Genomic DNA, 17,432 nt, shown 5'->3' with positions numbered 1-17,432 from the left:
CGTGCAGACCGGTCTCTATGTGGCGATCTCATCGCAAATGGCGCTCGAAAGGCGCCTGAATACGCTCGCCGACAACATCGCAAATTCCAATACCGTCGGCTTCCGCGGCGCGGAAGTGAAGTTCAACCAGATGCTCGGCGACACCAAACCGACCAGGGTTTCCTACGTTTCGGAAGGTGAGGAATACATCAACACCAATACCGGATCGCTCGCACGCACCGGCGCCTCGCTCGACTTCGCGATCAAGGGGGACGCCTGGTTTTCGATCGACACGCCCGGCGGCCCGGCATTGACCCGCGATGGCCGGTTCACGCTGACGGAGACCGGCGAACTGGTCACCATCAAGGGCTATCCGGTGCTCGACGCCGGCGGGGCGCCGATCCAACTGAACGGTGGAGCGGGCGACATCACCGTCGGAGCCGACGGCTCCGTTCATCAGAACGGCAATCAGGTCGCGCTGCTTGGCCTCTACGAAGCGGACTTCAGCAACGGCTTCATGCGCTACGACAACAGCGCTGTCATGCCGGCAATTCAGCCGGAGCCGGTGGTCGACCGCTTTGATATCGGGGTGATGCAGGGCTTCCTTGAAGAATCGAACGTCAACGCCATCCAGGAGATGTCGCAGCTCATCATGGTCACCCGCGCCTTCGACAACATCACGGCCCTGATGCGCGACAGCGAGGGATCGCTGGAAGAGGCGATCAAGACGCTGGGCGGCAGCTGATAAGTGACGAGAACCATGAAACGCGAAGGCGTTGAAACTCTCGCCGCATCGACCTCGCTGGCGGCACTTGCCGGGCTGGTCGAGCGTTACGCCAAGCCGGAGGTTTCGATCGCGCCGGGCGGTCACGTGCAGACGATCTCGCCCGGCCATTACACCGTTACCGGTCTTTCGCGCCATGTGCGGCTCGGTGATTTCGTTGCGCATAAGAGCGCCACGGGCACCCATCTCGGCGAAGTCGTCCGTGTTGAGCCCGAGCGCGTGGTCGTCTGCCCGATCGAACCCGGCGATCCGATCGGCATCCACGATACGGTCATACGCAAAGGTGCCTTCCGGATAGCGCCGACGGAAAATTGGTGCGGCCGCACGCTCAATGCGCTGGCGGAGCCGATCGATGGTCTCGGACCGCTGTTGCAAGGCGACGTTCGCCGCTCGATCTCCAACACCGCGCCGCCGTCGATGACGCGCAAGCGCGTCGAGGATGGTTTCCGGACCGGCGTGCGCGCCATCGACATTTTCTCCCCGCTCTGCCTCGGGCAGCGCCTCGGCATCTTTGCGGGCTCCGGCGTCGGCAAATCGACGCTGCTTTCGATGCTGGCGCGCGCCGACGCGTTCGACAAGGTCGTGATTGCGCTGGTCGGCGAACGCGGCCGCGAAGTTCGCGAATTCATTGAGGACACGCTCGGCGACAATCTTTCGAAATCGGTCGCCGTAGTCGCGACCAGCGACGAAAGCCCGATGCTGAGAAAGATGGCGCCGCTGACGGCCGTCACGATTGCCGAACACTACCGCGACAAGGGTGACAACGTGCTCCTTATCGTCGATAGCGTGACGCGCTTCGCCCACGCAATCCGCGAGGTAGCGACCGCAGCGGGTGAGCCGCCGATCGCGCGTGGCTATCCGGCTTCCGTTTTCACCGAGCTGCCCCGCCTGCTCGAACGCGCCGGTCCCGGCGTCGAGGGAACCGGGACGATCACGGCGATCATTTCGATCCTGGTGGATGGCGACAACCATAACGATCCGGTTGCCGACTCGACGCGCGGCATTCTGGACGGGCATATCGTACTTGAGCGCAGCCTGGCGGAGGAGGGGCGCTATCCGCCGATCAATCCGCTCGCCTCGATCTCGCGCCTTGCACGGAAGGCCTGGACGCCGGACCAGGAAAAGCTCGTGGCCCGCCTCAAGGCGCTGATCCATCGCTTCGAGGAAACGCGCGATCTGCGCCTGATCGGCGGTTACCGTCCAGGCGGCGATGCCGATCTCGACATGGCGATCAAGCAGGTGCCGGTCATCTATGACGTGCTCAAGCAGACGCCCGGCGAGCGGGGCGCTTTCGACGCCTTCACCGATCTTGCGAATGCGTTGAAGGCGGCTGCCATGGGCAATCAACCTGGCGCCGCTGTGCGAGGGAGGGGGTAGCAATGACCGACTATGACGCGGACGAGATCGTCCGCCAGCGCCGACGCGAGGCGAAGATGCCGCTGATCGACAAGGTTCTGGGGGCGACCGGGCTGGCGATGGCCGCCTGCGCGACCTTCTTTCCTTGGTACGCGGTCTTCCACCAGGAAGAGTTTTCAATGCCGCCGCTCTGGGAGAGCGCGACGCGGGACGTGCCGGAGCGTGCGGGCCGCGCGAACGTGCCGGCTTCGCCGCTGGCAATGAAGGACATGGACGACAAGACCCTCGCCACGGTCGACCGGCTGACGACCGCGACGGTGCCGGGGCTCGGACACGAGCCGGCTGTCGGGGAGGGCGAGCTGAAGGCCGCTCCCGCTCAGCCTCTGCCCGAAAGATCCGGCTTCAAGCTCATGCACATCGCCAACGGCCGGGCGCTTATCGAAGACCGGGGCGGCGTGTACATCGTTCGCATCGGCTCCATCCTTCCAGACAACAGCCGGCTCGCGACTTTCGAGCAGCGAGACGGCCGCTGGGTGCTGATCACCTCCAAGGGGGAGGTCTACGAGCCGAACTAGGCGGCGGCGGAGCCGTCTTCCCGAGCGTGCCGAGATCGCCGCGACGTCTTTAAGTGCCGGCACATGGCATACATGCGGTGCCGACCAAAACGTGCGTAGCGTTTTCCGTCCGGAATTGCCGCCATCCGCCATTTGCGTGAGCGACACGGATCCGGGGCATCATTCCCGTCTGATCCCGCGTCCCGACAAGTCCCACGCAAGATTACCTGCCTAGGTTCGTCATCATCAGGCAGGAGCTTTTGATGGAACCGATTCAGCTTTTCGAACTTGCGTCGCGCCAGGCCCAATGGCTGACGGTTCGTCAGAACGTCGTGGCCGGCAACATCGCCAACGCAAATACCCCACACTACAGGGCGAAAGACGTAGAAGCCTTCGAAAGCGTCCTGCAGAACACCGGCATCCAGATGGCGGCGACGCACCGCGCGCATTTCACCGAAAGTCCCGATGCGGCCCAAGTCACGGAAGTCAGCATGATCGATGACGTGCAGGTGCAGCAGTCCGGCAACAGCGTGGCGATCGAAGAGGAAATGATGAAGACCGGTGAGATCAAGCGCGACTACGAGCTCAATGCCGGGCTCGTGAAAGCCTTTCATCGGATGATGCTCATGACGGTACGGAAATAACAATCATGGATCCTTTGACTTCGGCGCTCAAGGTTTCGGCCTCCGGTCTGCAGGCGGAATCGACCCGCCTGCGCATCGTTTCAGAAAACATCGCCAACGCACGTTCGACCGGCGACACGCCCGGTGCCGATCCGTATCGCCGCAAGACCATCAGCTTTGCGGCGGAAGTCGACCGGGCGAGCGGGGCATCGCTCGTCGAGATCCAGCGCCTTGGTACGGACGATTCGAATTTCAACATCGAGTTCGATCCCGGCAATCCGGCGGCCGACGAAAAGGGCATGGTCAAGATGCCGAACGTCAACGTCCTGATCGAAATGGCCGACATGCGCGAGGCCAACCGCGCCTATGAGGCGAACCTGCAGACCATCAAGCAGTCCCGCGATCTTATCTCCCAGACAATCGACCTGTTGAGGGCTTCGCAATAATGATCGATGCAATCCAGTCCGTCGGCGCGTTTTCGGCCATCAGGGAGACGGAAGGCACGAGCCTGACCGCTTCCAGCTCGCTCGTCGCGCCCGGCGCCGGCGCTTCCGTGCCGCAGTCGCAGAGCTTCGCCGAGGTTCTCGGCAACATGGCCAGCGACACCATCCGTTCGATGAAGTCGGCCGAAGGGGCGTCGCTGCAGGCCGTCCGCGGCGAGGCCAATACTCGGGAAGTCATCGACGCGGTGATGAGTGCGGAACAGTCGCTGCAGACCGCACTTGCCATCCGCGACAAGGTGGTGAGCGCCTATCTCGAAATCGCGCGCATGCAGATCTGAAGGAACGAGACATGAAGGCCCTTTCCATCGCCGCCACGGGCATGAATGCCCAACAGTTGAACCTGGAAGTCATCGCGAACAACATCGCGAACATCAACACGACGGGCTACAAGCGGGCGCGCGCCGAGTTTTCCGATCTGCTCTATCAGACCGAGCGCGCCCAGGGCGTGCCCAACCGCGCCAACCAGGCGATCGTCCCGGAAGGCGCGATCATCGGCCTCGGCGTGCAGACCTCCGCCGTGCGCAACCTCCATATCCAGGGCAGCCTGGTCAACACCGGAAACGACTACGATCTGGCATTGGTCGGCCGCGGCTGGTTCCAGATCGAGACGCCGGACGGAGAGACCGCCTATACCCGTTCGGGCGCATTCAACACCAATGCCACCGGCCAGCTCGTCACCATTGACGGCTACACCGTCGTTCCCGGCATCACGGTGCCGCAGGACGCGAGCGAAATCACCTTCACCTCGTCGGGGCAGGTGCTGGTGCGCATCGGCAACAACACGGAACTGCAGGAAATCGGCCAGCTGACGATCGCGAACTTCGTCAACGAGGCGGGGCTCGAGCCGCAGGGCGAGAACCTCTTCAAGCAGACACCGGCTTCCGGCGAACCGATCATCGGCACGCCGGCCGATCCCGGCTTTGCCCAGATCAAGCAGAACTATCTCGAGGCCTCGAACGTCGATCCTGTCAAGGAAATCACCGACCTGATCTCGGCCCAGCGCGCCTATGAGATGAATTCCAAGATCATTCAGGCCGCAGACGAGATGGCGGCGACGGTCAGCAAGAACCTCAGGTAAACGCAAAACAGGGGCAAACATGATGTTTCGCCGATCAGCCGCAAGGACAGCATCGCCATCCCGTTCCCCGTTCCGGATGCGAACTGTCGCGTTCGCCGTGGTGGCCGCAGCCTTCCTGTCGCCGGCTGCCGTTTTCGCGGAGCGGCCGACCGCTGTCATCCCCAAGCAGACGATCTATCCCGGCGAAACCCTTGATGAGAGTCTGGTCGAGGTCGTCGACGTGACCAATCCCAATCTCATGGACGGCTATGTCCAATCCATCGAGGAGATCGAGGGCAAGGTCACGAAACGGACCCTCCTTCCAGGACGGGTGATCCTCGCCTCGGCATTGCGTGACCAATACGCGGTCGAGCGCGGTTCGACGGTTCGGCTCATCTTCAACAATGGTGCCCTGACGATCACGGCGGCGGGTTCGCCCTTGCAGGACGCCGCGGTCGGCGAACTGATCCGCGCGCGTAACGTCGATACCGGCGTCATCGTCTCCGGCACTGTGATGGCGGACGGCACGATCCATGTGGTGGCGAAATGAAGCTCCGTGTCTGTAAGTGGTTCCTGACGCTTGCCGTAGCCTTTGCCGCGACACTGACGCTTGCCCATGGTGCCTCCCGCATCAAGGACGTGGCGTCGCTGCAGGCGGGGCGGGATAACCAGCTGATCGGCTATGGTCTGGTGGTCGGGCTGCAGGGAACCGGCGACAGCCTGCGCTCCTCACCCTTCACCGATCAGTCGATCCGCGCCATGTTGCAGAACCTCGGTATCTCCACGCAGGGCGGCGAGTCGCGTACGCGCAACGTCGCGGCAGTGCTGGTCACGGCAACGCTGCCGCCCTTTGCAAGCCCGGGCAGTCGCGTCGACGTGACTGTCGGTTCTCTCGGCGATGCGACGTCGCTGCGCGGCGGCACGCTGGTCATGACGTCGCTTTCCGGCGCCGACGGCCAGATCTACGCGGTGGCGCAAGGTTCGGTCGTCGTGACCGGTTTCAGTGCGCAAGGGGACGCCGCCACCCTCAGTCAGGGCGTGACCACGGCCGGACGTGTGCCGAACGGTGCCATCATCGAGCGGGAACTACCGGCAAGATTCAAGGACGGCGTCAATCTGGTGCTGCAACTGCGCAATCCGGATTTTTCCACGGCCGTCGGCATGGCCGCGGCGATCAACAAATATGCCGCCGCGCAGTTCGGCGGGCGCATCGCCGAAGCCAAGGATTCGCAGTCGGTGCTCGTCGAGAAGCCCAAGATGGCCGACCTTGCGCGCCTGATGGCCGACGTCGAAAACCTGGTGATTGAAACCGATGTGCCGGCGCGCGTCGTCATCAACGAACGGACCGGCACGATCGTCATCGGCCAGGACGTGCGTGTCGCCGAGGTCGCCGTCAGCTACGGCACGCTCACCGTGCAGGTGACCGAGACGCCGACAGTCGTGCAGCCGGAGCCCTTCTCGCGCGGCGAGACCGCCATGGAACCGAACACGACGATCGAGGCGCAAGCGGATGGTGGCACGGTCGCGATCCTGAATGGCTCGAGCCTGCGTTCTCTGGTCGCCGGCCTCAACAGCATTGGCGTCAAGCCGGATGGGATCATCGCCATCCTCCAGAGTATCAAAACGGCGGGAGCCCTTCAGGCGGAGCTTGTTCTGCAATGACCGGACACTTGGACAGACTTCTCGGGAAATCGCCGCGCATCCTCATGATCGCGGCCGCCGGCGCATTGATGCTGGCGCTCCCGGGCGCTTTCGCGCAGGACGTGACGGCGCCGCCGGCGGAAAGCGGGAGCGCCAACGAAATCCAGCAATTCTGCACCAACATCGCCGATGCGGCGCGCGACCAGCGCTACCTGCTGCAACGCAAGGAACTGGAAAATCTTCAGGGCAGCGTCGACGAGCGTATCGCGACGCTGGAGAAACGCCGCGCCGAATACGAGGACTGGCTGAAGCGCCGCAACGACTTCCTGAAACAGGCGGAACTCGGTCTCGTCGACATCTACAAGACGATGAAGCCGGACGCCGCCGCCGGCAAGCTCGAGATGGTACGACCGGAGATCGCGGCTGCGATCGTCATGCGGTTGCCGCCGCGCCAGTCGTCGCTGATTCTCAGCGAGATGAGCGACGAGAAGGCGGCTGTGCTCACCAACATCATTTCGAGCGCGAGCGACCCCAACACCTCGAAGGAGCCATCATGAGAAAGCATTTTACGGCCGTCTTGGCCGCGGGCCTCCTTGCGGGATGTCAGAGCCAGGCGTTCAAGGAGATCGGTCAGGCGCCGTCAATGAGCCCGATCGGCAGCGGCCTGCAATATACGCAGACGCCGCAGCTCGCTGCATATCCGAAGCAGCCGCATCAGGTCACGAACGGATATTCGCTTTGGAACGACCAGCAGGCAGCGCTCTTCAAGGATGCTCGCGCGATCAATGTCGGCGACATTCTCACTGTCGATATCAGGATCGACGACAAGGCATCCTTCGACAACAAGACGGATCGTAGCCGCAAGAATTCCAGCGGCTTTAACCTCGGCGCCAGCGGGGCATCGCAGACCAGCGATTTCGAATGGTCGGGCGATCTGGAATATGGCTCCAACACCAAGACCGAGGGCGATGGCAAGACCGAGCGCTCCGAAAAGCTGCGCCTGCTCGTCGCCGCCGTCGTGACCGGGGTGCTGGAGAACGGCAACCTCCTGATCAGCGGTTCGCAGGAAGTTCGTGTCAACCATGAATTGCGCATTCTCAATGTCGCGGGGATCGTTCGGCCGCGGGATGTCGACGCCGACAACATCATCTCCTACGACCGCATCGCCGAGGCTCGCATCTCCTATGGCGGCCGCGGCCGCCTGACCGAGGTTCAGCAGCCGCCTTGGGGACAGCAAGTCGTGGATCTGCTCTCTCCGATCTGATCAGGGGCCGATTGCAAATCAAAGTGCCACGGTGCCCCTGTCGTCCTTGACGACCTGCGGCGCTGTAGGCCGACCGGCATGGAATGGGACGATGGAAGAAATCGATAAAGCGCAGTCCTCCAGATCCGTTTCCAAGGTGATGACGATCGCCGCCCTGGCCGTGCTGACAGTCGTCGCCGGCGGCGGCGGGTGGCTCGTCGGCCAGTTGCTGGCTCCGCCGCCCGCAACGGAGAAGATCGAAGCTGCGGCCGAAATCGCGCCGAACGCCACCGGTGCCGAGGGCATTCCGAAAATCGCCACCGAAGCCAATGGTGTCGTGCAGCTGGATCCAATCACGACGAACCTGGCGTACCCCTCCGAGAACTGGGTCCGTCTGGAAGTCGCGCTGCAGTTCAACGGCATCCCCGACGTTGTTCTCGCCGAGCAGATACACCAGGATATTGCAGCCTATCTCAAGACCGTGTCGCTGCAGCAGATCCAGGGGCCGCGCGGCTTTCAATATCTCCGGGATGACATTCAGGAGCGGGTTGACCTGCGCTCCGACGGACGCGTAACGAAAGTGATGTTCCGAACTTTCGTCATCCAATGATTCGCTCGATGCTCCGGATTGCCACCTTCATAATCGCTATGATGGCGATGTCGGGAATTGCCGGGGCGCAAAACTTTCCCGCCGATATCCTGAACACGCCGGTCGACGGCTCCGTCGCATCGTGGATCATCCGCACCTTCGGCCTGATCACCGTTCTGTCGGTGGCACCCGGCATTCTGATCATGGTGACGAGCTTTCCGCGCTTCGTCATCGCCTTTGCGATCCTGCGGTCGGGCATGGGACTGGCGACCACGCCATCCAACATGATCATGGTGTCGCTGGCGCTGTTCATGACCTTCTATGTCATGGCGCCGACCTTCGACCGCGCCTGGAGGGAGGGTATCGACCCGCTCCTGAAGAATGAAATCTCGGAAACCGAGGCCATGCCGCGCATGGCGGAGCCGTTCCGCGAATTCATGCTGGCCAATACGCGCGACAAGGACCTGCAGCTCTTCATCGACATCGCCAAGGAGAAGGGCCAGACGGTCGTGGTCGACGACAAGGTCGATCTCCGCGCCGTCGTGCCAGCCTTCATGATCTCGGAAATCCGGCGCGGCTTCGAAATCGGCTTCCTGATCATGTTGCCGTTCCTGGTAATCGACCTGATCGTCGCGACGATCACTATGGCGATGGGTATGATGATGCTGCCGCCGACGGCGATCTCGCTGCCCTTCAAGATCCTCTTCTTCGTGCTGATCGACGGCTGGAACCTGCTCGTCGGCAGCCTGGTGCGGTCCTTCACCTGAGCGGGTGAAACGTCCCCCTGCTGATCCTTGACAATAGATCGACGGAACGCAGGGCCATCTGTGCGGCGACTGCGCCGCAAGGCACCAACCAACGAGCGAACCTCTGCAATGAAAAAGAGGCAGTGGTTCCACTGCCTCTTCGCCAATGGCCGTTTCCGTGGCGCCGGCGATCTATCGTTCGAAGGACCCATCGCGTGGCGGAAGCGCCGGAACGTCGATGTGATCCGGTGCCAGTTTCTGCTTGGCGCGATCCACCATCATCTCGTAACCGCGCTCGAGATGACGGCAGAAGCGCTCTGCATCGAACAGCGGCATGCGGAAGCGGTTTTCCTCGAGCACCTTCCTGTATTCGGCGATTTTCTCGCGGTTCTCATAGAGTGCAACCGCTTCGGCGACGTAGGCTTCGGGGCCGGCGGTTACGAGCTCTGGCAGCCCGATTGCGTTGAGAAGGCTTTCGCTTACGCGCGAGGCAAAGTTGGTGCCCTTGAACGTGAGCACCGGCAGGCCGGCCCAAAGCTGTTCCGAGGTGGTCGTGTGGCCATTATAGGGATAGGTGTCGAGGCCGAGATCGGCTGCGGGCAGGCGATTGATGTGCTCTGCATAGGCCGTCTTGCTGCATAGGATGATACGTTTCGACGCGATACCGCTGCTCTGGAGCTTACGCAGAATGTTGGCCTGAGCGTCCCGCTTGCACATGAGCCACAGAATGCTGTCGGGTGTTCGGCGCAGGATCTCGATCCAGAGATTGATGGTCTGGAGAGAGATCTTTCTGCTGGCGTTGAACGATGCGAAGACGAACGCTTCCTCGGGAAGGCCTAGGTCCCTGCGGGCGATGCCGTAGGGGCGAGGGCGGTGATAGGGATCGTTCGGCTGGTAGGTTTCCGGAAGGCGGCAGAACTTTTCGTAGTAGTGCTCCTGGCTTCCATCCGGCAGGACATACGGATCGCCGATGACATAATCGACGTCGACATTCGCGGTGGTTCCGGGGAAGCCCAGCCAGGACACCTGAACGGGTGCAGCCTGATGGTTAAGTATCTTCAGCCGGTTGTCGAGCGTGTGTCCCTTCAGGTCCACCAGGATATCGATGCCTTCTGCACGAACGGCGCGGGCGGCCTCCTCATCGGACATATCGTTGATGCGGATGATTCGGCCCCAATTGATGCGATTACCCCGGTCGCGTGCCAGATTGCTTTCCTTGGTATGGCAGAAGAGCGTGACTTCAAATTTTTCCGGGTCGTGCAGCTCCAACACAGCTTGCAGAAGCTTCATGGTTGCATGCTGGTCCCAGAAGTCCGCTGAAAGATAGCCGATGCGGATTTTCTTCGCCCATTGATGCGGCATGTTGCGCCGCGCCTCGGTGATTGCGGAGGCAAAGGGCCGGTTCCGCGCACCAGCCCATCGATTGAGCTTTTCGTCCCCGCACCAGGTGACGTGGTAGTAGGGGGACTCGGCGGTGAGAATTTCGTACCGGCCCGCATCCAGGGCTTTCTGGATATCCGGATAGTGCTTTTCAATCTCGACGTAGTCGTTGGCCTCACGCGCAAAGACGAGATAGGCCGCCCGCAACACAGTGCTCTTCGGATTTTTCCGGAACAGATTCACGACCGCATCGCGGTCCTGCGCATCGTCGATATCGGCCGTCAGAAGTTTGAAGGCGAGTGACTGATGTTGAATATTTGTACTCGTGGAAAGCGGTGCCTTGAACAGGCCGAGAATTTCCTTCTGGTCCCGCTTGAGGAAAATGGATGCGATGATGAATGCGATCTCCGGATCGGTCTTCGCCTTTTCAAGAAGAGGAAGGCCGATGCTGAGCGCCTCATCCTCGTTGCCGCACGCAAAATGCAGCTTCATCGCTTCGGTCAGATAATGTTCCGAACGCGAACCCTTTTCCTCTCCCGCCAGCTGGTAGGCGCGCGCCGCATCCGTCTTGAAGCCGAGTTTCAAAAGAACCTTTGCCAGCAAGACGAATGTCTTGGCCTCCCTGCTGATGTTCATCAGGTGGTTAAGCTGGTTGAGCGCCTCGGTATACTGGCCTTTCTGATATTGCCGGGAGGCGTTGGTGAAGAGGGCATGGGCGTTCAATTGCGGCTCCGTCGCATGGGTCGGACCGCGGTCGGCATTCTCCCGTCCCGGTCCTGATTCGATCGACATGTTTCACGCAACATTGTCGCGGCCGGACCTTGCCTCAGGCGTGACTCAGACAACGGTTGGGGAGGTCTGCTGCCGCCGCTGTCGAGGAGAGGCCGTGAAATAAAAAGCTACATGAGCTCAACCATTTAATCGTGTGTTAAGCATAAATTGAGCCATCCGGAGTGGGCACCTGCATTTAATGAATTCGCAAGCATTGGCCTCGATATTCGTCTCCACATGACGGGTTTGGTTTCTTCCAAAGGATGTTTGTTGGAACCGAGTGGCATGAAGCCGGTCCGTCATCACCGGTAGTGTACGCAGTCCGGTATGTCCCCACGGTATTCAGTAAAAAAGGGACAACTCATATGACCAGCATCATGACGAACTCTTCGGCAATGGCCGCAATCGCGACCCTGCGTTCGATCAATTCCTCTATGGAAACGACCCAGGACCGGATTTCCTCCGGCTATCGCGTTGGTTCGGCCTCTGACAACGCCGCTTACTGGTCGATCGCGACCACGATGCGTTCAGACAACAAGGCGCTTTCGACGGTTCAGGATGCCCTCGGCCTCGGCGCCGCCAAGACCGACGTCGCCTACACGGCGATGAAGTCCTCGATCGACGTCGTCGACGAAATCAAGGCGAAGCTCGTTGCCGCCAGCGAGCCGGGCGTCGACAAGGGCAAGATCCAGAAGGAAATCAAGGAACTCCAGAATCAGCTCGTCAGCATCGCGAAGTCCGCTTCGTTCTCGGGCGAAAACTGGGTCTACAACGACAACAACAACGCTGCCGGCACCAAGTCGATCGTCGGTTCGTTCAACCGCGACGCGAGCGGCAATGTCAGCCTCACCACGCTTCAGTTCGATACGACGAAGAGCTCGCTCATCGAAGTCGACTCGGCTGGCGCTTATGTCACCAACGGTTCGGGCCTGCTTTCGAGCGATCTCGAATACACCGATACGGATGGCACGACGACGGTTACGCTGAGCTACAACCTGCTCGAGATGGACATCAGCAGCATGACGACCGGCGATCTGGCCGAAGCCATCTCCGGCGTCGATGCAGCCCTGCAGACCATGACCGATGCAGCCTCCGATCTCGGCGCGCTCAACAGCCGTGTCGACATGCAGAAGGACTTCGTCGCCGACCTGATGGACTCGATCGAGAAGGGTGTCGGCAAGCTTGTCGATGCCGACATGAACGAGGAATCGACGCGCCTGAAAGCCCTGCAGACTCAGCAGCAGCTCGGCATCCAGTCGCTGTCGATCGCCAACAGCAACTCGCAGAACATCCTGTCGCTGTTCCGCTAAGCGAAATTCTTCCAAGCGCGGGAGACTTCCCGCGCCTGGTCGCAAGTGGATCCAAGCCGCGTTTCGCAAGGGACGCGGCTTTCGTTTTTGGTTCGACGTCCTACTGCATGATTCCTCAAATCGGAATCGATTTTGAGCACAAAATCATGCAGCGATTCAAAGCGCTGCGGCGGCCTTTGCGCGTCTGTGCAGACGCGCGGCGCTGCAATCGAAGAAAAATCTGCGCGAGTCGTGCGCCGGCTTTAGCCTTCGTTAACTATGTTGGTGTTTGCTGTGGCCATCGAAACGGCGGGTTAACCAACAAATTTAACGCGTTAGCAGGCATGAAGCTGACCGCCGTTTCCCGGTAATCCCGGAATGTCCCTTCCATCTCAACTGTCACAAGGGGCACTCAGCCAATGACAAGCATCATGACGAACACCGCCGCAATGACGGCGCTCGCAACGCTGCGCTCGATCAACTCTTCCATGGAAACGACGCAGGACCGGGTTTCCTCTGGTTATCGCGTGGGCGCCGCTCAGGACAACGCCGCCTACTGGTCGATCGCGACCACCATGCGTTCCGACAACAAGGCGCTCTCGACGGTTCAGGACGCTCTCGGCCTCGGCGCCGCCAAGACGGATGTCGCCTACACCGCGATGGAATCCTCGATCGACGTCGTTGACGAAATCAAGGCGAAGCTCGTAGCCGCCAGCGAGCCGGGCGTCGACAAGAGCAAGATCCAGAAGGAAATCACCGAACTTCAGAACCAGCTGATCAGCATCGCGAAGTCCGCTTCGTTCTCCGGCGAAAACTGGGTCTACAACGACAACAACAACGCTGCCGGTACCAAGTCGATCGTCGGCTCGTTCAACCGCGACGCCAACGGCAATGTCAGCCTGACGACGCTTCAGTTCGACACGAACAAAAGCTCGCTTATCGAAGTCGATTCGGCTGGCGCTTATGTCACCAACGGTTCGGGCCTGCTCTCGAGCGATCTCGAGTACACCGACACGGACGGCACGACGACGGTTACGCTGAGCTACAACCTGCTCGAAATGGACATCACCAGCATGACTGTTGGCGATCTGGCCCAGGCCATCTCCGGCGTCGACGCAGCCCTGCTGACGATGACCGATGCTGCTTCCGATCTCGGTGCGCTTAACAGTCGCGTCACTATGCAGAACGACTTCGTCGCCGATCTCATGGACTCGATCGAGAAGGGTGTCGGGCGCCTTGTCGATGCCGACATGAACGAGGAATCGACGCGCCTGAAAGCCCTGCAGACACAGCAGCAGCTCGGCATCCAGTCGCTGTCGATCGCCAACACCAACTCGCAGAACATCCTGTCGCTCTTCCGTTAATCGGAACCGGCTAATCCGACAAGAAAGCCGCGCTGCTCGACGAGCAGCGCGGCTTTCGGCTTTTTTGCAAGCCGAGCGTGCGGTTAGGATTTTATCCATCTTTGTTTATTTTCGTTCACTTTTATTACTCGCTCGTTAAGCCCATTAACGATTTGTTAACCATCAAATCGTTACACCTTCGTTAAGAGCGAAGGGTCGCCTCGCAGGGCAAATTCGAGGCGGTTCGCATGACGCTGGTCCCGTCGCTGCCGGTGCACTCCGGAATGTTTTTGAAAAATCATTCAGGGCAAACGATCCATGACCAGTATCATGACCAATGCCGCCGCGATGGCGGCGCTCCAGACATTGCGCTCGATTAATAGCAACATGGCCGAGGTGCAGAACCGGATTTCGTCCGGCTATCGCGTCCAGACGGCCGGCGACAACGCGGCCTACTGGTCGATCGCGACGACCATGCGGTCCGACAATGCGGCCCTTTCGACGGTTCAGGACGCACTCGGTCTGGGCGCCGCCAAGGTCGATACGGCATACGCCGCTATGGACACGTCGATCGAGGTGATCAGTGAGATCAAGGCGAAGCTCGTTGCGGCGCGCGAGCCTGGTGTGGACAAGCTGAAGATCGACAAGGAAATCAACGAGCTCAAGAACCAGCTCGTGTCCGCAGCGCAGTCCGCATCGTTCTCCGGCGAGAACTGGCTCTACAATTCCAACGCCGCGGCGGTCGGAACCAAGTCGATTGTCGCGTCCTTCAACCGCAGCGGCAACGGCAATGTTTCCGTGACGACGCTCGACTTCGACACCGCGCAGTCGATGCTGATCGACACGGCTGATGCCACGCGGGGCCTGCTGACCAACAGCTATGACGCCGATCAATTGCAGGCGACGCCGTCGGGCACGGCGCGGCTCTATCACCTCATCGTCGCGCCCCCGGCCACGCCAGTCGCCGGCAGCACGGAGATCAAGCTGACGACTGCGACGACCAGTGCGCAACTGGACGACATGATCCGCGTTGTCGACAAGATGTTGAGCAAGCTCACCGATTCCGCCTCCACGCTCGGGGCGATCACCACTCGCATCGACATGCAGGAAAGCTTTGTCGCGAACCTGATGGACGTGATCGACAAAGGTGTCGGACGCCTGGTCGATGCGGACATGAACGAGGAATCGACGCGGCTCAAGGCTCTGCAGACGCAGCAGCAGCTCGGCATCCAGGCGTTGTCGATCGCCAACACCAACTCCGAGAACATCCTGCGCCTCTTCCAGCAGTAACGCGCTGATCCACCCGGGCGACCGTGCAATTCCGTCGCTCCCGTCCGTTTGCATGGAAAGCAAGCGGCGTCGCCTTCCGCTGTGCCGCCGGTCATCGGCATCTGGCGGAAACCGTTGGACCGCGCTTCTTGCCCTGGCGCGGTCCAACCATTTTCGCGCAAGTTTGACCGAATAACCTCCCATCGCAGTCTTGTCGGACTGTCGGCCAAGATGAGTTTTGTGCCGCCGCTTGCATCGGCTCTACCAAATCCGCGAACAGCCGTTGCGCATCGAGAATGTTGGGTCCTGCCGCTGTCTCGGGCGGTCGGGACCGAGGGAGACATTGCAAACGTGTCAGGCTCTTTGGATTTCCGGGCCGTGCGGCAGCGTGCGAGCGACAGGCAAAGCATGCCGACGCCATCCGTGCGACTGTCGGAGGGGCGTCGATGACGGCGTCGCTTTCCCGATACCTAAAGGATTTCAGCGCGCCGAAGATCGAGTTGTCGAGGATGCCGCCGAAATATTTCCCGGACATCGACGCCGAGCTTCCAAACACGGATCGTCCGGGTGCGAGGCGCGCCATGCCGGAGATAGACATCGATGCCGAGCGTCGCGATGCCTTTGCCCAAGGCCGCGCCGAAGCCAGCGCCGAACTCGTGTTCGAGCATGAAAAAGAGATCGCCGAACTCAAGGCGAGCCACGCGGAGCAAATGGAAGCGTTGACGCTACGCCTCGAAGAGGAAGTCGCAGCCGGATTGGCAGCCAAGATCGCGGAAATGACTGACCGGCTTGCCCTCGCCCTCGGCGATCAGACGGCGCGCGTGCTTGCGCCGGTCATGGAAGAGGCGCTGCTCAAGCGCGCCATCGAGGATCTGGCGCGGATGGTCCGGGAGGGTGTCGCAGCCGGAGAGGGCTGCGTGATCACGGTCAGGGGGCCGCTGTCTCTTTTCGAGGCGCTGAAGCGGCATTTGCCGGATGACGCGACGCTGTTCCGCCATATCGAAACCAACGACATCGATCTCGCGGTCGAAATGGGTGACGCCGTACTGGTGACCAGAATGGCCGCCTGGTCCGATACCGTCCGGAAAGTTCTGGCATGAGTGACGAAAGCCATCATAACGGCAAAAACGAAATCATCATCGTCAAGCGTTCCTCGGATGGCCATGGCGAGCATCACGGCGGCTCGTGGAAGATCGCCTATGCCGACTTCATGACAGCAATGATGGCCTTCTTTCTAGTGATGTGGCTGATCAATGCCGCGAACGAAGAGACGAAGGCGGCCATCGCTTCCTATTTCAATCCGGTGCAACTCACCGACCAGAAGCCCTCCGAGAAGGGACTGAAGGATCCCGCCAAGGACGCCCAGGGCGAGCAGACGCAGCAGCGGTCGAAGACCGACGGCGAACAGTCGAAATCCGGTGGTACCGCCAAGAAGGGCGACCAGTTGACCGCGACCTCGGGCGAGGAAACCAAATATTCCGACGCCGATTTCTTCGAGAACCCCTATTCGGTCCTTTCCGAAATCGCCAAGGAAGTCGGCCAGCAGGCCAATATCAGCGTCAGGGGCGATGGCGGCGCGGCGCAGTCGGGGCCGGCGACCGGTGCCGAAGGTGGCGAAGCCTACCGGGATCCCTTTGACCCGGACTTCTGGACCAAGCAGGTCGAGATCAAGGAGGCCGGCAATACCGCAGCAAACGACGTGGCGGCCGCGACGACCCCTGCGCCGCAGGGAACCGCCGAGTTGAAGCCGGCCGATGGCAAGGCGCCGGCCAACGTCGAAGACCGGACGGTGAAGAGCGTAGAAAAGGCGCTCAAGGCCGAAACCGACGGAAGGGACCGGCAGCACGAGGCAGATGCGCTCAAGGCTGAAATCGAAAAGGAGCTCGGCGGAAATGCCGGGCGGCTCATCGAGGGGCTGATGGTGACCCCTGCAGAGGGCGGCCTCCTGGTCACCATCAGCGAGCAGACGGACGCGCCGATGTTTGCGGTCGGCTCCGCCGTGCCGCAGAAGGAACTCGTGCTCGCAATGGAAAAGATCGGGCGGCTGCTCGCTGCGCGCAAGGGTGCCGTAGCGATCCGCGGCCACACAGACGGGCGGCCGTTCAAAGATGGAACCTACGACAACTGGCGCCTCTCGGCGGCGCGCGCGCAGAGTGCCTATTACATGCTCGTCCGCGGCGGCCTGAAGGAAGACCGTGTCAGCCAGATCAGCGGCTTCGCGGATCGCCGCCTGCAGGTGCCTGGTGATCCCTACGCGCCCGGCAACCGGCGCATCGAGATCCTGTTGCAGTCGGGACAGGGTTGA

Annotated in this window: 19 protein-coding genes; 18 read left to right on the top strand and 1 reads right to left on the bottom strand. The window is 61.1% G+C overall.

The genetic code is table 11. From position 1 onward, the window contains the following. Nucleotide 1 precedes the first annotated feature (1 nt). The 13 genes from flgF (at nt 2) to fliP (ending at nt 9,096) form a co-directional block, all read left to right on the top strand. Nucleotides 2-724, top strand: coding sequence for a flagellar basal-body rod protein FlgF (flgF, locus tag ILFOPFJJ_RS12765; RefSeq protein WP_173510907.1), 723 nt, complete (start codon nt 2-4; stop codon nt 722-724). A 15-nt stretch (nt 725-739) separates the two neighbouring features. Beyond that, a complete protein-coding gene (gene fliI, locus ILFOPFJJ_RS12760; protein ID WP_173510906.1) occupies nt 740-2,140 on the top strand; it encodes a flagellar protein export ATPase FliI in 1,401 nt (466 codons plus the stop codon). Nucleotides 2,141-2,142: 2 nt separating this feature from the next. Then, complete coding sequence (locus tag ILFOPFJJ_RS12755; protein WP_173510905.1) at nt 2,143-2,694, top strand: flagellar protein; 552 nt, start codon at nt 2,143-2,145, stop codon at nt 2,692-2,694. Between the two features lie 242 nt (nt 2,695-2,936). After that, complete coding sequence (gene flgB, locus ILFOPFJJ_RS12750; protein WP_173510904.1) at nt 2,937-3,317, top strand: flagellar basal body rod protein FlgB; 381 nt, start codon at nt 2,937-2,939, stop codon at nt 3,315-3,317. 5 nt (nt 3,318-3,322) lie between these two features. Continuing rightward, nucleotides 3,323-3,742 (top strand): flagellar basal body rod protein FlgC, encoded by a 420-nt coding sequence (gene flgC / locus ILFOPFJJ_RS12745; RefSeq protein WP_173510903.1) that lies wholly within the window; start codon nt 3,323-3,325, stop codon nt 3,740-3,742. Further along, nucleotides 3,742-4,077: a flagellar hook-basal body complex protein FliE gene (gene fliE, locus ILFOPFJJ_RS12740; protein WP_173510902.1), complete on the top strand. Its 336-nt coding sequence runs from the start codon at nt 3,742-3,744 to the stop codon at nt 4,075-4,077. Before flgC ends, fliE begins: the two co-directional genes overlap by 1 nt. A gap of 11 nt (nt 4,078-4,088) precedes the next feature. Next, nucleotides 4,089-4,877: a flagellar basal-body rod protein FlgG gene (gene flgG / locus ILFOPFJJ_RS12735; RefSeq protein ID WP_173510901.1), complete on the top strand. Its 789-nt coding sequence runs from the start codon at nt 4,089-4,091 to the stop codon at nt 4,875-4,877. Between the two features lie 19 nt (nt 4,878-4,896). Continuing rightward, on the top strand, nt 4,897-5,406 hold the full coding sequence (gene flgA / locus ILFOPFJJ_RS12730; protein ID WP_173510900.1) for a flagellar basal body P-ring formation chaperone FlgA: 510 nt from the start codon (nt 4,897-4,899) through the stop codon (nt 5,404-5,406). Next, nucleotides 5,403-6,518, top strand: a complete 1,116-nt coding sequence (locus ILFOPFJJ_RS12725; RefSeq protein WP_173510899.1) for a flagellar basal body P-ring protein FlgI — start codon at nt 5,403-5,405, stop codon at nt 6,516-6,518. Before flgA ends, ILFOPFJJ_RS12725 begins: the two co-directional genes overlap by 4 nt. Continuing rightward, entirely contained in the window at nt 6,515-7,054 is a 540-nt protein-coding gene (locus tag ILFOPFJJ_RS12720; protein ID WP_173510898.1) for a MotE family protein, read from the top strand. Before ILFOPFJJ_RS12725 ends, ILFOPFJJ_RS12720 begins: the two co-directional genes overlap by 4 nt. Beyond that, nucleotides 7,051-7,761, top strand: a complete 711-nt coding sequence (gene flgH / locus ILFOPFJJ_RS12715) for a flagellar basal body L-ring protein FlgH (RefSeq protein ID WP_173510897.1) — start codon at nt 7,051-7,053, stop codon at nt 7,759-7,761. The genes ILFOPFJJ_RS12720 and flgH overlap by 4 nt, the downstream gene beginning before the upstream one ends. 91 nt (nt 7,762-7,852) lie before the next feature. Beyond that, complete coding sequence (locus tag ILFOPFJJ_RS12710) at nt 7,853-8,350, top strand: flagellar basal body-associated FliL family protein (RefSeq protein ID WP_173510896.1); 498 nt, start codon at nt 7,853-7,855, stop codon at nt 8,348-8,350. Between the two features lie 8 nt (nt 8,351-8,358). Continuing rightward, on the top strand, nt 8,359-9,096 hold the full coding sequence (fliP, locus tag ILFOPFJJ_RS12705; RefSeq protein WP_173510895.1) for a flagellar type III secretion system pore protein FliP: 738 nt from the start codon (nt 8,359-8,361) through the stop codon (nt 9,094-9,096). Between the two features lie 171 nt (nt 9,097-9,267). On the opposite strand, the gene ILFOPFJJ_RS12700 is transcribed toward fliP, so the two are convergent. Continuing rightward, on the bottom strand, nt 9,268-11,247 hold the full coding sequence (locus ILFOPFJJ_RS12700) for an O-linked N-acetylglucosamine transferase, SPINDLY family protein (protein WP_173510894.1): 1,980 nt from the start codon (nt 11,245-11,247) through the stop codon (nt 9,268-9,270). Nucleotides 11,248-11,591: 344 nt separating this feature from the next. On the opposite strand from ILFOPFJJ_RS12700, the gene ILFOPFJJ_RS12695 reads away from it, so the two are divergent. The 5 genes from ILFOPFJJ_RS12695 to ILFOPFJJ_RS12675 all read left to right on the top strand — a co-directional run bounded on the left by ILFOPFJJ_RS12695 (nt 11,592) and on the right by ILFOPFJJ_RS12675 (nt 17,432). Then, nucleotides 11,592-12,536, top strand: coding sequence for a flagellin N-terminal helical domain-containing protein (locus ILFOPFJJ_RS12695; protein WP_153438414.1), 945 nt, complete (start codon nt 11,592-11,594; stop codon nt 12,534-12,536). 398 nt (nt 12,537-12,934) lie between these two features. Then, a complete protein-coding gene (locus ILFOPFJJ_RS12690; protein ID WP_173510893.1) occupies nt 12,935-13,879 on the top strand; it encodes a flagellin N-terminal helical domain-containing protein in 945 nt (314 codons plus the stop codon). Nucleotides 13,880-14,176: 297 nt separating this feature from the next. Continuing rightward, entirely contained in the window at nt 14,177-15,148 is a 972-nt protein-coding gene (locus ILFOPFJJ_RS12685) for a flagellin N-terminal helical domain-containing protein (RefSeq protein WP_173510892.1), read from the top strand. A gap of 425 nt (nt 15,149-15,573) precedes the next feature. Next, nucleotides 15,574-16,227 (top strand): hypothetical protein, encoded by a 654-nt coding sequence (locus ILFOPFJJ_RS12680; protein WP_173510891.1) that lies wholly within the window; start codon nt 15,574-15,576, stop codon nt 16,225-16,227. Next, nucleotides 16,224-17,432, top strand: a complete 1,209-nt coding sequence (locus tag ILFOPFJJ_RS12675) for a MotB family protein (RefSeq protein WP_173510890.1) — start codon at nt 16,224-16,226, stop codon at nt 17,430-17,432. Before ILFOPFJJ_RS12680 ends, ILFOPFJJ_RS12675 begins: the two co-directional genes overlap by 4 nt.

The organism is Sinorhizobium psoraleae, assembly GCF_013283645.1.
Classification (GTDB): domain Bacteria; phylum Pseudomonadota; class Alphaproteobacteria; order Rhizobiales; family Rhizobiaceae; genus Sinorhizobium; species Sinorhizobium psoraleae.
This window is presented reverse-complemented; position numbering and strand designations above follow the sequence as displayed.

Bases quoted from the DNA above. Each gene is read 5' to 3' on its own strand.
- fliI (WP_173510906.1), top strand. From the start codon at position 740: ATGAAACGCGAAGGCGTTGAAACTCTCGCCGCATCGACCTCGCTGGCG.
- ILFOPFJJ_RS12755 (WP_173510905.1), top strand. From the start codon at position 2,143: ATGACCGACTATGACGCGGACGAGATCGTCCGCCAGCGCCGACGCGAG.
- flgB (WP_173510904.1), top strand. From the start codon at position 2,937: ATGGAACCGATTCAGCTTTTCGAACTTGCGTCGCGCCAGGCCCAATGG.
- flgC (WP_173510903.1), top strand. From the start codon at position 3,323: ATGGATCCTTTGACTTCGGCGCTCAAGGTTTCGGCCTCCGGTCTGCAG.
- fliE (WP_173510902.1), top strand. From the start codon at position 3,742: ATGATCGATGCAATCCAGTCCGTCGGCGCGTTTTCGGCCATCAGGGAG.
- flgG (WP_173510901.1), top strand. From the start codon at position 4,089: ATGAAGGCCCTTTCCATCGCCGCCACGGGCATGAATGCCCAACAGTTG.
- flgA (WP_173510900.1), top strand. From the start codon at position 4,897: ATGATGTTTCGCCGATCAGCCGCAAGGACAGCATCGCCATCCCGTTCC.
- ILFOPFJJ_RS12725 (WP_173510899.1), top strand. From the start codon at position 5,403: ATGAAGCTCCGTGTCTGTAAGTGGTTCCTGACGCTTGCCGTAGCCTTT.
- ILFOPFJJ_RS12720 (WP_173510898.1), top strand. From the start codon at position 6,515: ATGACCGGACACTTGGACAGACTTCTCGGGAAATCGCCGCGCATCCTC.
- flgH (WP_173510897.1), top strand. From the start codon at position 7,051: ATGAGAAAGCATTTTACGGCCGTCTTGGCCGCGGGCCTCCTTGCGGGA.
- ILFOPFJJ_RS12710 (WP_173510896.1), top strand. From the start codon at position 7,853: ATGGAAGAAATCGATAAAGCGCAGTCCTCCAGATCCGTTTCCAAGGTG.
- fliP (WP_173510895.1), top strand. From the start codon at position 8,359: ATGCTCCGGATTGCCACCTTCATAATCGCTATGATGGCGATGTCGGGA.
- ILFOPFJJ_RS12700 (WP_173510894.1), bottom strand. From the start codon at position 11,247: ATGTCGATCGAATCAGGACCGGGACGGGAGAATGCCGACCGCGGTCCG.
- ILFOPFJJ_RS12695 (WP_153438414.1), top strand. From the start codon at position 11,592: ATGACCAGCATCATGACGAACTCTTCGGCAATGGCCGCAATCGCGACC.
- ILFOPFJJ_RS12690 (WP_173510893.1), top strand. From the start codon at position 12,935: ATGACAAGCATCATGACGAACACCGCCGCAATGACGGCGCTCGCAACG.
- ILFOPFJJ_RS12685 (WP_173510892.1), top strand. From the start codon at position 14,177: ATGACCAGTATCATGACCAATGCCGCCGCGATGGCGGCGCTCCAGACA.
- ILFOPFJJ_RS12680 (WP_173510891.1), top strand. From the start codon at position 15,574: ATGACGGCGTCGCTTTCCCGATACCTAAAGGATTTCAGCGCGCCGAAG.
- ILFOPFJJ_RS12675 (WP_173510890.1), top strand. From the start codon at position 16,224: ATGAGTGACGAAAGCCATCATAACGGCAAAAACGAAATCATCATCGTC.